The following is a 14,228-nucleotide window of genomic DNA, read 5'->3' on the forward strand; positions in this document are numbered from 1 at the left end:
TGCAATTACCCCTTTACCAGCTGGACTTGCGAACGCCCGGCAGCTCACCACGGTGAGCCATGCCGCGCATACGGACACGGGACAGGCCGAACTTGCGGAGGTAACCGCGCGGGCGGCCATCGGCTGCGTCGCGGTTACGAACGCGGGCTGGGGAAGCGTCACGAGGCTGGCGGTTCAGCTCGAACTGAGCCTCCAAACGCTCCTCATCCGGGGTGTTCGGGTTCTTGATGATCTTCTTGAGCTCAGCGCGACGCTCCGCGTAGCGGGCGACGATTTCCTTGCGCTGCTCGTTCTTAGCGATCTTGGACTTCTTAGCCATGAATTATCGCTCCTCGCGGAATTCGACGTGCTTGCGGGCGATCGGATCGAACTTCTTCAGGGTGATGCGATCCGGGTTATTGCGCTTGTTCTTACGGGTCACGTAGGTGTAACCGGTGCCCGCAGTGGACTTCAGCTTGATGATTGGGCGAATATCGTTACGTGCCATACTTAAATCTTCTCCCCACGTGCGCGGATCTTGGCAACAACGGACTCGATGCCGTCGCGGTCAATGATCTTCATACCCTTGGTGGAAACATTCAGAGTAATGGTACGGCCCTCAGAGGGCAGGTAGTAGCGACGACGCTGCACGTTGGGGTTCCAACGGCGCGAAGTGCGGCGGTGCGAGTGCGAGACCTGCTTGCCGAATTCCGGCTTGCGGCCCGTTACCTGGCAAATAGCCGACATGGGTCTTCTTTCTCCTAGCCGCCCACATCGTGGCTATAAACGACTACGTGCCGACTGCCGTGTGAGGGTGGCAGTGCTCAAAAAGTGAGGTGTGAGCAGGTGCGGCATCGTCGTCAAAAACCAGTAGACGGGGCGTAATACGTATATTTTGACAACAGCAAGAGCAAATCTTACAGCCTTACTCGCGATATACCTAATCGCTGCCGCGATAGCCTCGCGCATTAAGCCGTCGGCTTTGCGTCGATGATCAAGCAGCACTGCCTAACGCATTGGGGAGGTTTTAATGGTTACTATAACGAATGGGGCGCATATGTGCGCCTGTGGCGACTGTGGTTGCCGCAGGTGAGCAATTTCGTATATATGGCGGTGGAATGTAGGATAATTCAGGTTATCGGTCGGCGCGCTTAGTGGCGCCGGGCGAGCTGTAACTGTACATCCCAACTCGGGCACGATCCGTACCGTCATTATTCAGTGTGCGGAACCGACCCGTAGTCCAACCCTGAGGGAATATCTATGAAGAAAGACATCCACCCGGATTACCACCCAGTGGTCTTCCGTGATGCTGGTACCGGTCACTCCTTTTTGACCAAGTCCACCGCTACCTCTTCTCGCACCGTTGAGTGGGAAGACGGCAACGAGTACCCGCTCATCGTCGTTGACGTTACTGCTGAGTCCCACCCGTTCTGGACTGGTGCACAGCGCGTTATGGATACCGCTGGCCGTGTCGAGCGCTTCAACCAGCGCTTCGGTGCCATGGCTCGCCGCAAGAAGAAGAACGCGTAAGGAGAAGAAGAGAAAATGGCAACTCCTAAGTTTAAGAAGTCCCGTGCGAACACCCACGCACGTCGTTCCCAGTGGAAGGCTGACAACGTCGCTCTCCAGGAAGTCACCATCGATGGTCAGACCGTGCGCATCCCGCGCCGCCTGGTCAAGGCCGCTAAGCTCGGCCTGGTTGACGTAGAGCAGTTCTAAGCCTGCTTTCAGTCTCACCCCTCCCAGTTGCTTATTGGCAACTGCGAGGGGTTGTGATGTTTTAGGCCCTTTTTAGGCACCGGTGATGGGCAATAAAGAGCGCCTGCCATCCCGGGTGGGTGGCAGGCGGTGTAAGGAGAGTGCGCAGTAATAGTGCGTGCTCCTAAGTTGAAGGCTTATGCTTCAAGCGCGGCCTTGCGTTCTTCGGTGAGGCGCACTTCTTCCTTATTAATAAAGAGGAAGATGGCCAGAACGAGGATGGTAAAGAGCAGGAAGACCATGAAGGTGACATTCCAGCCGGCGTACTTGACCAAGTAGCCTACGCCGGTCGAGGCGAGCGTGGCACCAAGCAGGTAACCGAAAAGGCCTGTAAAGCCGGAGGCGGTACTTGCCACATTGCGTGGGGAGAGGTCGAGGGCCTGCAAACCGATGAGGCCAACCGGACCGTAGATGAAGGCACCGATGAGCGCGATGAAGATAACCATGATCGCGAACGGGGTGCCTACGGGGGCCAGCCAGTAGCCGGCGATGGACAGGCCCGTAGCCAAGATAAAGATCAAGATGACCTTAGAGCGGTTGCCGTGGAAGAGCTTATCGGACATCCAGCCGCAGAGAATGGTGCCCAGCAGGCCTGCGAGCTCGAAGGCGCCGAAGGCGACCAGGCCGGAATTGATGTTCATGTGGTGGACTTCAGCGAGGTACGTCGTAATCCAGTTGAGCACGCCGTAGCGCAGTGCATAGACAAATACGTTGGCGATGGCCAAGAGGACAATGATGCGGTTGCGCAGGACGTATTTGAAAATGAGATCCTTGGTGGAGATTCCATCGCCTTCTTGCCGCTGGATATCTGCAACCTTGGCGGGATCATTGCGCTATTCATCGACCGTCGGCAGTCCTTCTGAAGGCGGGTTATCGCGGATGAGTAAGAAAGCTAAGGCCGCGATGATCAGGGCCGCGACTGCGGGGAGCCAAAAGGCTACCTGCCATTGATTGCCGGTCATCGCCAAGCCGACGCCTACCAGCAGCGGTAATACGCCTGCACCCACATTGTGCGAGGTATTCCACAGTGATCCCTTCCAGCCGCGCTCGGATGTAGAGAACCATTGCACGATGACGCGGCCGCATGGTGGGTGCCCCATGCCTTGGAACCAACCATTGAGGAACATGACGGTGGCAAAGACGCCTACGGATGCAGAGACCCACGGGACGAAGCCGACTATCAGGTTCATCAGTGCGGATAGACTCAGTCCGATGGGCAGGAAGTAACGCGCATTGGATTGGTCCGCGAGCATGGCGGAAAAGAATTTGGATAAGCCATAAGAAATCAGCACGGCATTACTAATGATGCCGATTGCAGGCTTGTCGATGGTCCCGTTATCTTCCAGCAGCAGCGGCGCGATGGTGGAGATGTTATTGCGGATGAGGTAAAAGCCCGCGTAACCCAGGAAGATTCCCATAAAGACCTGGAAACGAAGCCGGGGGAATTTCTTGTCAACGTCCTCTTTAGGTAATTGAGGGCGTGGGCGGGGAGATTTGAGCCATGTCAGCACTGCCTACTCCTTGGGTCGTAAAAGGTTCAACGAAATTAACTTAAAGTTAAAACTAAGCTAACCCTAAGTTAAATATAAAGGTACACTAACCTGATGGTGGATCGATTTTATGCCCCGGTGATTCTGTTTACAGCAGTGCGCGCTGAAGGATGGAAGAATGCTTAATAGGGGTGATGGTGCAGTCGCGTGCGAGTGCCAAGAGGGCGTCAAATGTGGTGAGTTTGACCAGCTTATCGCCTACAGTAACTTCACAGGAACTTCTAGTAGGTTGGCAGAGTAGTTTAAGTCATGACCAAGCGAAGCGAGGCATAGTGTTCCTATGAACATGAGGAATGATGACAACCGCGGCAATAATGGTGGGTCGCACGGTGTCCCGCAGGATCCCTACGGCACGAGTAACGGGCAGACGCCATATAACCAGCCGCGCGGCGGCCAACAGGATTCTGGATCCGCGTATTCCAACGGAACCTATTCCCAAGGCTGGAACCAGCCGCGCATCAACGAGCAGGAGGCACAAGCCTCCGCGCACGGGAGCGAGGCACCGTGGCACGCGCAGCACACCCCGCCCAGCAATCGCCTTTTTGGTGGCACTCAGCCGGGTGCTACCCGCGGGCAGGAGGAAACATCTAGCTTCGCTACCCAGCAGGGCGATTACTCCCAGCAGGGGCCTGCGAATAACCAGCCTGGCCAGCCGCCCGTGCCTGGGGTAACGCCTTTGCCGCCGCAGTCAAAGGAGAAAAGGAAGATCGGGCTGGGTGCCGCGACGGCAATTGCAGCAGTAGCGGCAATCGCTGCAGGCTCCATTACCGGCGTGGTCGTGGGCAAGAACCAATCCAGCAGCGGCACGTCTGTGGTCAATGAGGCGCTCAATAGTAAACCGGCCGCCAATAGCATGGGCAAGGAGCCGGAGGAAGGCTCGGTGGAAGCAGTTTCTGCCAAGGTTTTGCCGGCCGTGGTATCTATTCAGACTGCTACCCGGACCTCGGCTGCGGAAGGTTCCGGTTCCATCATTTCTCCTGATGGTTACGTGTTGACCAACCACCACGTCATCGCCGGCGCAGAGCAGGGCGGCATCATGCAGGTGACCTTGAATGATGGCAGCAAGCACGAAGCCGATCTCGTGGCTTCCGATGCCAATACGGATGTCGCCATCATCAAGATCAAGGACGTGCACGACTTGCCGCACCTGCAATTCGGTGACTCGGATGCGGTAGCGGTTGGCCAGGAAGTAGTCGCCGTCGGCTCGCCGCTCGGCCTCAATGCCACGGTGACCTCCGGCATCGTATCCGCGAAGAACCGCCCGGTGCGCGCGTCTCAGCAGGGTGGCGAGTCCTCGCTTATCGATGCCATCCAGACCGACGCCGCCGTCAACCCCGGCAACTCCGGTGGTCCCTTGGTGGATATGGAAGGCAATATCGTTGGTATGAACTCGATGATTGCGTCGTTGTCCGATAAAACCTCGGGTGAGGGTGGATCTATCGGCCTCGGGTTTGCCATTCCTTCCAACTTTGCCAAGCGCATGGCTGATGAGCTCATCAATAAAGGCCACGTAACCCACCCCACCTTGGGGGTTAAGGTCCTGGCGCGCGATGACGGAAATGGCGCGCGCATTGCAGAGGTCGAGCCAGGGGGACCAGCGGATCAAGCAGGTTTGAAGCAGGGCGATATCGTCACCCGCGTCAATGACCGGCTGATTGAAAATGCCGATGCGCTTATCGCTGCCGCGCGTTCCCAGGACTTCGGTGCGACCGTCACCTTGGAAGTATCCGATGGACATTCGGATGACACTCGTCAGGTAGAGGTAACCCTGACAGGCGAGTAGATTAAAACGCAGCCCGCGCCGTGTCCGCATTGCGCCCCCGACGTTTCTTTGAAGGAGAAAAATGGCAGACTCCCAGCAAGACTTGACCGACTCCACCAGGTTGGAGGATTCGGCTTCCACAGACGCTTTGCGGGATGTGGCGGAGCCGGATGATGCCTACCTTTTGGCCAGCGAGAAAGAGGACCGGGTGGCGGCACCGCGCCGCGCGCTCGTCGTGATAGTCACGGATCACCCCGGCGAAAATTCAGATAGCACCTCCAAATTGGTTACTGAACTTTTGGCAGAGGCGAATTTCCGCATCGATGGTTCGGTGGTCGTGCGCTCGAAGAAATCCAAGATCCGGCAGGCCATTGAGACTGGCGTCGTCGGCGGTGTAGACCTCGTTCTCACCGTCGGCGGCACCGGAGTGAGCCCGCGCGATAAGACCCCAGAGGCTACCACTGGGGTCATCGACAAGATGGTGCCAGGCGTGGCCCAAGCTCTGCGCTCTTCTGGTCAGGCGTGCGGCGCGGTCGATGCGTGCGCATCCCGCGGCATTTCGGGCGTTTCTGGTTCCACCGTCGTGGTCAACCTCGCACCATCGCGCGCTGCCGTGCGCGATGGCATGGCCACGTTGACCCCGCTGGTCCACCACCTTGTGGATCAATTGCAAGAATCCAGCGTGCAATAACGCGAAGGAAAAGGGGTGGAGATACTGCCATGACCTCTCAACCACGTCGCCAGCGCAGGCGCGTATTCCGGCAGTCAGATGCGCCGGAATATGACCGCAGCGCGGATCGCCCAGTAGGGCAGGACTTAGCAAGCGGAGAAGGCACCGATGCCCAGCGCATCGTTACCCTCGATGATGCTGCAGTGGAAGGCGACGGCGCCCAAACCGCCGAGCGCGGCGAAGAGTTTTACCGGGAGAATCAGCCGCCGCACCACGGCGGGTAGCCCGCACATCCTTGTCCCGAGCCCGGAAATTCTGAAGCAGTCTTAACAAAAGCCCGTGTCCTCCCTCATTGCGAAGGTGGACACGGGCTTAACTGCGCTTAGTAAGAACTAGTCGTCGTGGCGGCTGTGCTTGCCCTCAGACGCGGTGGAGTTTTCGATCGCATCTGTTGCAGTGGCATCCCCAAGTGCCTTATCTGCGGCGGTGACAGCGTCCGCGTTCTGAGCCTGCAAGAGATCGCGGATTTCTGCCAAGAGTTCTTCCGAGGTCGGTGCCGGTGCCTCTGGGTCCACACCCTGGCGGCGCTTGGATGCTTCAGTGAGCTTGTTGAGCGGCATCACGATGAGGAAGTAGACCACTGCGGCGATGATCAGGAAGTTAATCGCGGCGGTAATGACGGCGCCAAAGTCTACGAGGGTGGACTTATTATCGGTGATTTGGAAGCCTAAACCGTCGACCTCTGCGGAGCCGAAGGAGTTAATGATCGGCTGAATGATGGAATCCGTCACGGAAGTAACGATCGCCGTGAATGCGGAACCGATGATGACTGCGGTGGCAAGTTCGACGACGTTGCCGCGCATAATGAAGTCTTTAAAGCCCTTGAGCATGGGAGAAAACGGACCTTTCTGGGGATAGGTAAGGGTGGGTGCGATCCATGAGCACGCTGGGAGTTTAGTTCAAGCTAAAAGTCATCACAACCTGAGGGATTAAAACAGGAGACAATGTTACCTGGATAACTAATGGACATCGGTTGCGGTATAGGTATTTAGTGTTAGTGTGAAAGTGGAATATAAAAAATATTGTTTGTAAAAATAACAGTATTCTAATGCGTGGGCAGAAGGGAACCCAGCATGAATATCGCACTCGCTTTATTTGCCTTGGCAGTCACAATTGGGGCAGGCTACTTCCTCGTTAAAGGTCATAAGCCTGTCATCATTTTATTGCTCGCCGGGTTTATTCTCATTGCAGTTTCAACCGCGGCCAAAGCAGGCTACGGAGTGTTAGATGAGGAAGACTCCACCGGCTCCCGGTGGTTGGACATCATCGGAATATTCGAACAAGTTGCTGGTAGCCAATTAACAGGCGTCGGCCTCATCATCATGGCCGCCGGCGGCTTTTCGGCATATATGAATAAGATCGGCGCCTCGCAGGCACTGGTCGAGGTGCTTGCCGCCCCAATCTCAAAATTCAAGCACCCCTACATCACGCTCATTCTTACGTATTTCCTTGGCGTGGTGCTTTTCATGTTTATCCCCAGCGCTGCTGGGCTCGCTATCTTGCTTCTGGTGCTTTTGCTTCCGGTATTAAAAGCGGTAGGAGTCAGCCCCGCGGCGGCAGGCGCGGTCATCGTATCCGCCTCGGCATTGCCTATGGGGCCAGCTTCGGGAACCTCGGTGCTGGCGGCGCGGACCATTGATCTATCCCCTGTCGTCTACTTCGTCCAATATCAGCTGATCGTGGCCATTCCCACTGCCATTGCGATTGCTATAACTCACTACTTCGTGCAGCAGCACTACGACAAGCGGGATTTGGAAGACTACAAAGAAACCGACACCTTGGGCGATGGTTCTGGCGAGGCTGGCCCGAAGTGGTACGGGGTATTTCTCGCACTGCCCATTATCTTGTTGGTGATCTTTAGCCCCTTGGTGAATGACAGCATCGAGCTAACCACGGTTGGAGCATTCGTAATAGTGTGGCTCATAGCCTTGCTGTGCGAAATCATTCGCCACCGTTCTTTTTCCACCGCGACCGAACAAGCTACATCCTTTTTTACGGGCATGGGAAAGATGTTCGGTGGCATCGTCGCATTGATTATCGCGGCACAAATCTTTGCCACCGGTTTAACGGCCACAGGCGCCATTTCCATGCTGATCGATGGAGGACAGCAACTCGGTGCAGGCGCAATCGTCATCACCCTCCTATTCACCTTGATTGTGGGTTTGGTGACGTTCCTGACCGGTTCCGGTGTCGGCGCATTCTCTTCCTTTACCAGCCTGGTGCCTGACGTCAGCCGCGGACTCGGCGCTTCGGCAGCAGCAGTTATTACCCCAATGGAGTTTGCCAGCGGCCTATTCCGCGCGGTGTCCCCGGTCTCCGGGGTAATCATTTCCGTTGCCGGTGGCGTAGGGATTTCTACCACCGAGCTTATTCGCCGCACGCTGCTTCCAATGGGAGTTGGCTTTGTCGTGATGATCGTATCCAGCCTGGTCTTGCTCTAAGCAAGTTCTGGGGCCACAACCTACATCTGTAAAAGTAAGGAATTTATCATGGGAATCGGCGCACTGAACTCGTCTTTTCAGAAGAAAGGCTATGCCACAGCGGACATGGAAGCCCACTGGGAAGAAGCGCAACTTATACGGAAGATTTTCGCTGTTGAAGCGGCAATGGCGCGGACGCAGGGACACATGGGAATCATCCCGCAGGAAGCTGCCGAGGCAATCTCAGAAAATGCAGTCGCCAGTAATACGCTGATAGAAAAAGCCCAAAGCGGCGGGGTTGGCAATCCTTCGGTTGCTGTTCTCGATGCGTTGCGGGAGGCGATTCCGGAAGACCAGCGCGGTTGGGTCCATTTCGGGGCGACGACTCAAGATATTTTGGATACCGCGCGGGCCCTGCAGATCAAGGCAGCGACTGACCTAATGCTGGAACGCTTGAACGCCGTTATTGCAGCTACCGCAAAACTTGCTCACGAGCATGCCCGGACGCTAATGGTCGCGCGCACCAATGGGCAGTATGCATTGCCGACGACCTTGGGTACGCGTTTTTCTCGGTGGAATGCAGAACTGCGCCGGAGCAGGGAACGCTTGGAAGCGATGCGTGAGCGCACGGAACAGATTCAATTTACTGGTGCTGTAGGTACGCTGGCGTCTTTTGGAGAACAGGGCCCCGAGCTAAGCCAGCGCCTTGCCAAAGAACTGGAACTGTTCTATCAGCCGATTTCATGGCATGCGAGCTCGGATACCATGACAGAGCTTGCGACGACAGTGGCTACCTTGGGGCAAAGTCTGGCCAAGATTGCAGAAGATCTCTTTGCTATGCAGCAATCCGATCTGGTCGAGGCTCGCGAGGATATGGATGCACATACTTCCGGTTCGTCCACCATGCCGCAAAAACTTAATCCCTTTGCCACAATGAAAATTTCCGTGGGAGCCAGCATGGCTAGCGGCATGGCGGCGAACATGCTGACACAAGCTCCGGCTACCTTTGAACGCGATCATCGCCTATCCGAGGTCCATCGCAACCTGATTCCACAAATCTTCGTCGCAGTCGATGGAGCGCTAGAAAAATTGGACCAGCTCTTTCCTCGCTTGCGTTTTGATGTCCAGACATTAGAAGACAACGTAAAAAGCGCCGGTGTGTCGTTGATGACTGAGGGAATCATGATGGAGCTGGCGCCGCATATTGGCCACAGCGCCGCACACGATGTTCTTCAGGAATTCGCCCGAGAAAATAGAGAAAAAGGCACCTGCCTGGAAGAGTTTTGCGCAGCCCACCCGAAGCTCGCGGGCCTTAAGGAAAAGTTGGACTTTGAGTCCCTGACAAATCCAGCTAATTACATTGGCCAAGCCGTTGAAATCGCGGAATCGGCGCAGGAATAAATACCGCCAGTACACATAAGGTTCTCACGGGCCTTATGAAGCAGGATCTGCGTCAACAGGCGTTTGAGGCTGGGCGCGATCGCCGACGATAACCACGGTCAGCGGTTGGTTCAATGAGGCGGCGGCCACGTCATTGGCATGCTCATTTGGCAGCGCGAGCAGGACGGTGGCAGAAGAAACTTCGCCCTCCGCGGTGGTGGTGGAGACCACCCGGGCGCCGGAGGCAATGACGCGGGCGGTCGCGGGCTCTGAATCGGTGGCATCGTTTGCCGTGACGATATCGACGGTATCGCCGTGGTGAAGGTGGGGGATGATGTCAGGATCGGCAAGTTTTACTGGGATCATGCGGCCGGAGCCTCCTTCCTTAGAATCGGCAGACCCCGAGTTCGCGACGAGGCTAGAGACCAACTCTTGGCCTAGGAGTCTCTGGCTGGTGACCACCTCGCCCTTGCCCGCGGCGGCGGTGATGATGCGGCCGGCGAGATCGGAGGGGGCATCGGCAAGCGCGCTGCTAGGAATGGAAGAAGAAGGCAGGCGCTCGAGCGAGACATCGGCGGCGGAAAGCTCCGCGCCGGCGGGTAAATCGTGGCTAAAGACCAGTACCTGCGGCAGTTCCTTCGCGCGAGAGACTGCGGAGGCCAGCGCGGCGATGAGCAAGACCAGTGCGATGGCGCGGCGCACGAGCACGCCGCGGCGGTGGCCAGGGGTGCGCAGGGTGCGGAAGAACTGTGAGATTCGCGGGGACGGGGAATGAGCCATGCATAATTAGACTGCGCTACCGCCTGCGCGGTTCCCTCGGTTTAGGAAGAAAAGCGGTGGATTCCTGCGGCGGTAACCACGGCCTCGACGCGGCGATCGTGCGACCCGGCTGGGATAGAGTCAAGGAACTCGGTGGGGTAGACCATGGCGAGTACCGCGGGGTGGTTGCGCGGCACCATGGAAAGCGCGCGGTCGTAGTACCCGCCGCCTTTGCCCAGGCGGTTTCCGGCGGCATCGATGGCCATGGCTGGGGCCAAAATCAGATCGCAACCGCACAGCACGCGGCTATCAAAACGCGGGCCGGCCGGCTCAGAAATGCCCAACTGGCCGGGCTGCATGCTGTGCGGGCCCTTGTATTCTGCCCAGTTCAAGACGCCGTTACCGCAGGTGATGGGCAATAATACGCGGTCGACGCGGCGGGAAAGCCAGAGGATGAAGTCCGCCCCGCCTGGCTCTGAGCCCAGCGGCCAATAGGCGGCGACGCTAGATACGCCGGCGAGCTCAGGTTCTAACTGCTCGCGCAAGGCAGTGGTCCATTCCGCGCGCTTATCGGCGGTGAGGCCGCGGCGCGCGCGAAGCAGGCGGGTGCGCAGTTGCTCTTTGATATCGCTGGAAGAAGGCATAAATAAATAATAGCGTCCGTGGCGTAGCGCTACACAGGAAAATAGTGCGCCGTTGTACCCTAAGATCCATGGCTAATGAACGCGAAGATTCCGCCACCGGAATCACCACGGTTGTAGTTCCAGCGGCTGGCATGGGCACCCGCTTTCTGCCCGCCACGAAAACCGTCCCCAAAGAATTGCTGCCCGTTGTGGATACTCCCGGCATTGAATTGATTGCTGAGGAGGCAGCCTCTGTGGGCGCGCGCCGGCTTGCGGTTATTACTGCACCCGAAAAGCAAGAAGTAATGCGCCATTTTGCGGAATTTCCGGATCTGGTAGAAACCCTAGATTCCCGCGGCAAGGATGAGCAGGTAGCCAAGGTCAACCGCGCCCACCAGCTCATTGAGCCCATCGCGGTAGAGCAAGAAAAGCCCTTGGGCTTGGGCCATGCCGTGGGGCTGGCGGAAGAAGTCTTGGCAGAAGACGAGGACTCCTTTGCCGTCATGCTGCCGGATGACATCGTATTGCCGGCCACCGTCATGGCGGATATGGCGCGCGTTCGCGCCGAGCTCGGCGGCAGCGTGCTGTGTGCCTTTGCGGTGCCGCAGGAGCAGACGTTTAACTACGGCGTATTCGACGTAGAAGATACTGACGCGCCGGGCGTGAAAAAGGTCGTCGGCATGGTGGAAAAGCCGGACCCGGAGGACGCACCGTCCAACCTGGTGGCTACCGGGCGCTACCTGTTGGACCGGAAGATCTTTGATGCGCTGCGCCGGATCGAACCGGGCAAGGGCGGGGAATTGCAGCTTACCGATGCCATCGAGCTGCTCATTGAGGAAGGCGAGCCCGTCCACGTAGTGGTCCACGAGGGCAAGCGCCACGATTTGGGCAACCCCGGCGGCTATATTCCGGCCAACGTGGACTTTGGCTTGCACGATGAAAAATACGGCCCAGCGCTGTATAAAGCTATTAAACAAATCATGTCCGATTTCGAGGCGGAGCAAGGCCTTAACTAATTATCTTGCCGCGCGCACGTGCGTTGAGGGAAGCAAGGTAAAAGGGCAAGAAGAAAGGGCGGGCAGAGACCGTATGCGTTCAGTTGATGACCAGTTGGCTCTGATTACTGATGCGGCGACGACCCCGGAGCCGGTGCGGATGAGCATTTCTAATGCGCTGGGGTTAATGTGCGCCGAGCAGGTGCAGGCCAATCAGCCCTTACCGGGCTTTCCCCAGGCGGCCATCGATGGTTATGCGGTACGCGCCGTTGATATCGGCGGCGAGCGCGGGCTGAAGGTCCGGCGCCCGAAGAATCAGGACCAAGACGGCAGCGAGGGGGAGGAGTCGGCTGAGCAGGCCGATGACGCCGCCGCGCAGCCCGCCCCACCCGAGGTCGAGCGCTCCTTGCCCGTCGTGGGCGAGGTTCCGGCCGGTTCGAAGCAGCCGCTGCGCCTGCAGCCCAAGCAAGCCGTGCGGGTCTATACGGGTGCTCCCTTGCCCACGCTTGCCGATGCCGTCTTGCCCCTCGAGTGGACCGATCGCGGCCGCAAGCGCATCACGGCGCACCGGACGGTGCGCTCGGGCGACTTCGTCCGCCGCGTGGGCGACGATATTCAGCCCGGCGATGTCGCTGTGTCCTCCGGCACCGTCCTTGGTCCGGCGCAGATTGGCCTGCTGGCCGCCGTGGGGCGCTCCAAGGTGCTGGTTTATCCGCGACCCCGTGTGACCATCGTGTCCTTTGGCCGCGAGCTCGTTGATGTGGACAAGGAACCGGGCCTAGGCCAAGTCTTTGATGTGAACTCTTACTCCTTGGCTGCCGCTGCAAAAGAAGCGGGGGCGGACGTGGTCCGCGTGGGCATTGCCGAAGGCGAGCCCCGTCGCATCCGGGAAGTGCTCGAAACACACATCACGCGCAGCGAGGCCCTCGTGATTACCGGTGCCGTTGGTGGCGCCGGTGCCGAACAGATCCGCGAGATTTTGGCGGAAATCGGCGATATCGATACCTCCCGCGTGGCTATGCACCCAGGATCCGTGCAAGGCTTTGGGCTGGTAGGAGATGAGCGCATCCCCACCTTCCTCCTTCCCTCGAACCCGGTATCGTCGCTGGTTATTTTCGAAATCTACATTCGCCCCTTGATTCGCCTGGCCTTGGGCAAGCGCAACGCCCACCGCCGGGTGGTGCGTGCCCGCGCGCTCAACCACATTGATTCCCGCCCCGGGCGCCGTGGTTTCATCCGTGCCCGCTTGATGCGCGATGCCGAAACCGCCGATTACTTGGTCGAAGGCCTTGGCGGGGCTAGCGGTGCGCCGGCGCACCTTCTGGCCGGACTTTCCGAGGCCAATGCCATGATCCGCGTGCCAGAGGAAGTCACCGAGATCCGCCCGGGCGATGTTGTTGACGTCTTATTTCTGACCCAGCGCAGCTAATGCTTGACCCTTTCGGTACCGCCTCAGCCAAGCTGCGCCATCCAGTCACCGGGCCCACTGATGATCTGCATCCCGGTTGGCCGGAAGCGACGCCGACGGTGCAGCTTCCTTCCTCGGGGACACTGCCGTCTGGCGGGCGAATGCGGCTGCGCCCCTTGCTGCGCTCGGATGGTCCCGAGTGGCGGCGCCAGCGCATTGAGGATGAACCATTGCTCCGGCCGGTGGAGCCGACCCAAGCGACCACTTGGACAGAGGCCCACAGCTCGCAGGCCTGGTGGAATTACCTCATTTTTCTGCGCAACTCCGCGCGCGATGCGCAGGTGATCCCCTTGGCCATTGAACTCGAGGGAAAATTCGTCGGCCAGGTAACACTTGGCAATATTCAGCATGGCAGCATCCGGGACTGTTGGATTGGCTATTGGGTGTATTCCGCCGTGCAAGGCGCAGGCGTTGCCACCGCAGCTACCGCCTTGGGAGTGGATCATGCCTTTGGACGAGTGGGCCTGCACCGGGTGACTGCCACCTACTTGCAGCAAAATCCCGCTTCCGGGCGCGTGCTCGGCGCCAACGGCTTTCGCTCCGAGGGGTATTTGCGCCGCAACCTGCATATCGATGGCGCCTGGCGGGATCATCATTTCGTGGCCCTAGTCAAGGAAGACTTCTCATCCACGGCGGTTGAGCGGCTGCGTCAAGCTGGGCGTTTGGTGTAAAAAGTATCCCTAAATCCGGGTATTGCTTTCACAATTTTCACATAAGTAACAACATTGTAATTTGCGGCTTCTGTGGCCCCTAAAGTGCGGTTTTGGCGATTAGAGTGGAGTAATCATCTGCACCCCAAGGGAA

At 58.1% G+C, this 14,228-nt stretch carries 16 protein-coding genes and 1 pseudogene; 10 read left to right on the plus strand and 7 right to left on the minus strand.

The genetic code is table 11. The features are described from left to right. Nucleotides 1-13 precede the first annotated feature (13 nt). The 3 genes from rpsN to rpmB are packed head-to-tail and all read right to left on the minus strand — an operon-like array spanning nucleotide 14 to nucleotide 726. Entirely contained in the window at nucleotides 14-319 is a 306-nt protein-coding gene (gene rpsN, locus CACC_RS03960) for a 30S ribosomal protein S14 (RefSeq protein WP_005279906.1), read from the minus strand. Nucleotides 320-322: 3 nt separating this feature from the next. After that, nucleotides 323-487: a 50S ribosomal protein L33 gene (gene rpmG / locus CACC_RS03965; RefSeq protein ID WP_005279910.1), complete on the minus strand. Its 165-nt coding sequence runs from the start codon at nucleotides 485-487 to the stop codon at nucleotides 323-325. A gap of 2 nt (nucleotides 488-489) precedes the next feature. Next, nucleotides 490-726, minus strand: a complete 237-nt coding sequence (gene rpmB / locus CACC_RS03970; RefSeq protein ID WP_005279911.1) for a 50S ribosomal protein L28 — start codon at nucleotides 724-726, stop codon at nucleotides 490-492. A gap of 513 nt (nucleotides 727-1,239) precedes the next feature. Here rpmB and CACC_RS03975 point away from each other — a divergent pair. Both CACC_RS03975 and rpmF read left to right on the plus strand, forming a co-directional pair. Continuing rightward, nucleotides 1,240-1,509, plus strand: a complete 270-nt coding sequence (locus CACC_RS03975) for a type B 50S ribosomal protein L31 (RefSeq protein ID WP_005279912.1) — start codon at nucleotides 1,240-1,242, stop codon at nucleotides 1,507-1,509. Between the two features lie 15 nt (nucleotides 1,510-1,524). Continuing rightward, entirely contained in the window at nucleotides 1,525-1,698 is a 174-nt protein-coding gene (gene rpmF / locus CACC_RS03980; RefSeq protein WP_005279913.1) for a 50S ribosomal protein L32, read from the plus strand. 176 nt (nucleotides 1,699-1,874) lie between these two features. On the opposite strand, the pseudogene CACC_RS03985 reads toward rpmF, so the two are convergent. Then, nucleotides 1,875-3,248 (minus strand): annotated as a pseudogene (locus CACC_RS03985) (MFS transporter). 319 nt (nucleotides 3,249-3,567) lie between these two features. On the opposite strand from CACC_RS03985, the gene CACC_RS03990 reads away from it, so the two are divergent. From CACC_RS03990 to CACC_RS04000, 3 genes are all read left to right on the plus strand, one after another. Further along, complete coding sequence (locus CACC_RS03990) at nucleotides 3,568-5,070, plus strand: S1C family serine protease (RefSeq protein ID WP_005279919.1); 1,503 nt, start codon at nucleotides 3,568-3,570, stop codon at nucleotides 5,068-5,070. 61 nt (nucleotides 5,071-5,131) lie between these two features. Next, nucleotides 5,132-5,740 (plus strand): MogA/MoaB family molybdenum cofactor biosynthesis protein, encoded by a 609-nt coding sequence (locus tag CACC_RS03995; RefSeq protein ID WP_005279920.1) that lies wholly within the window; start codon nucleotides 5,132-5,134, stop codon nucleotides 5,738-5,740. A gap of 29 nt (nucleotides 5,741-5,769) precedes the next feature. Further along, complete coding sequence (locus tag CACC_RS04000; RefSeq protein ID WP_005279921.1) at nucleotides 5,770-6,003, plus strand: hypothetical protein; 234 nt, start codon at nucleotides 5,770-5,772, stop codon at nucleotides 6,001-6,003. Nucleotides 6,004-6,111: 108 nt separating this feature from the next. On the opposite strand, the gene mscL is transcribed toward CACC_RS04000, so the two are convergent. Next, a complete protein-coding gene (gene mscL, locus CACC_RS04005) occupies nucleotides 6,112-6,609 on the minus strand; it encodes a large-conductance mechanosensitive channel protein MscL (protein ID WP_005279922.1) in 498 nt (165 codons plus the stop codon). Between the two features lie 243 nt (nucleotides 6,610-6,852). Here mscL and dcuC point away from each other — a divergent pair, with 243 nt between their 5' ends. Together dcuC and CACC_RS04015 are read left to right on the plus strand one after the other, a co-directional pair. Next, the gene (gene dcuC, locus CACC_RS04010) at nucleotides 6,853-8,220 is read left to right on the plus strand and encodes a C4-dicarboxylate transporter DcuC (RefSeq protein ID WP_005279923.1); all 1,368 of its coding nucleotides are present in this window, start codon (nucleotides 6,853-6,855) and stop codon (nucleotides 8,218-8,220) included. A gap of 48 nt (nucleotides 8,221-8,268) precedes the next feature. Further along, a complete protein-coding gene (locus CACC_RS04015) occupies nucleotides 8,269-9,600 on the plus strand; it encodes a lyase family protein (RefSeq protein WP_005279924.1) in 1,332 nt (443 codons plus the stop codon). A 33-nt stretch (nucleotides 9,601-9,633) separates the two neighbouring features. Here the strand turns inward: CACC_RS04015 and CACC_RS04020 are convergent, their stop codons facing one another. Next, nucleotides 9,634-10,359 carry an SAF domain-containing protein gene (locus CACC_RS04020; RefSeq protein ID WP_005279925.1) on the minus strand — a complete coding sequence of 242 codons (726 nt, stop codon included), beginning with the start codon at nucleotides 10,357-10,359 and terminating at the stop codon, nucleotides 9,634-9,636. Nucleotides 10,360-10,400: 41 nt separating this feature from the next. Further along, entirely contained in the window at nucleotides 10,401-10,982 is a 582-nt protein-coding gene (locus tag CACC_RS04025; protein WP_005279926.1) for a 5-formyltetrahydrofolate cyclo-ligase, read from the minus strand. Nucleotides 10,983-11,050: 68 nt separating this feature from the next. Between CACC_RS04025 and CACC_RS04030 the strand changes: the two genes are divergently transcribed. From CACC_RS04030 to CACC_RS04040, 3 genes are all read left to right on the plus strand, one after another. After that, nucleotides 11,051-11,977 carry a UTP--glucose-1-phosphate uridylyltransferase gene (locus tag CACC_RS04030; RefSeq protein ID WP_005279927.1) on the plus strand — a complete coding sequence of 309 codons (927 nt, stop codon included), beginning with the start codon at nucleotides 11,051-11,053 and terminating at the stop codon, nucleotides 11,975-11,977. A gap of 73 nt (nucleotides 11,978-12,050) precedes the next feature. After that, nucleotides 12,051-13,385, plus strand: coding sequence for a molybdotransferase-like divisome protein Glp (gene glp, locus CACC_RS04035; RefSeq protein ID WP_005279929.1), 1,335 nt, complete (start codon nucleotides 12,051-12,053; stop codon nucleotides 13,383-13,385). Continuing rightward, nucleotides 13,385-14,095 (plus strand): GNAT family N-acetyltransferase, encoded by a 711-nt coding sequence (locus tag CACC_RS04040; RefSeq protein ID WP_005281980.1) that lies wholly within the window; start codon nucleotides 13,385-13,387, stop codon nucleotides 14,093-14,095. The genes glp and CACC_RS04040 overlap by 1 nt, the downstream gene beginning before the upstream one ends. The last annotated feature ends 133 nt before the right edge of the window (nucleotides 14,096-14,228 follow it).

Origin of the sequence: Corynebacterium accolens (genome assembly GCF_023520795.1) — a bacterium.
GTDB classification, from domain to species: domain Bacteria; phylum Actinomycetota; class Actinomycetes; order Mycobacteriales; family Mycobacteriaceae; genus Corynebacterium; species Corynebacterium accolens.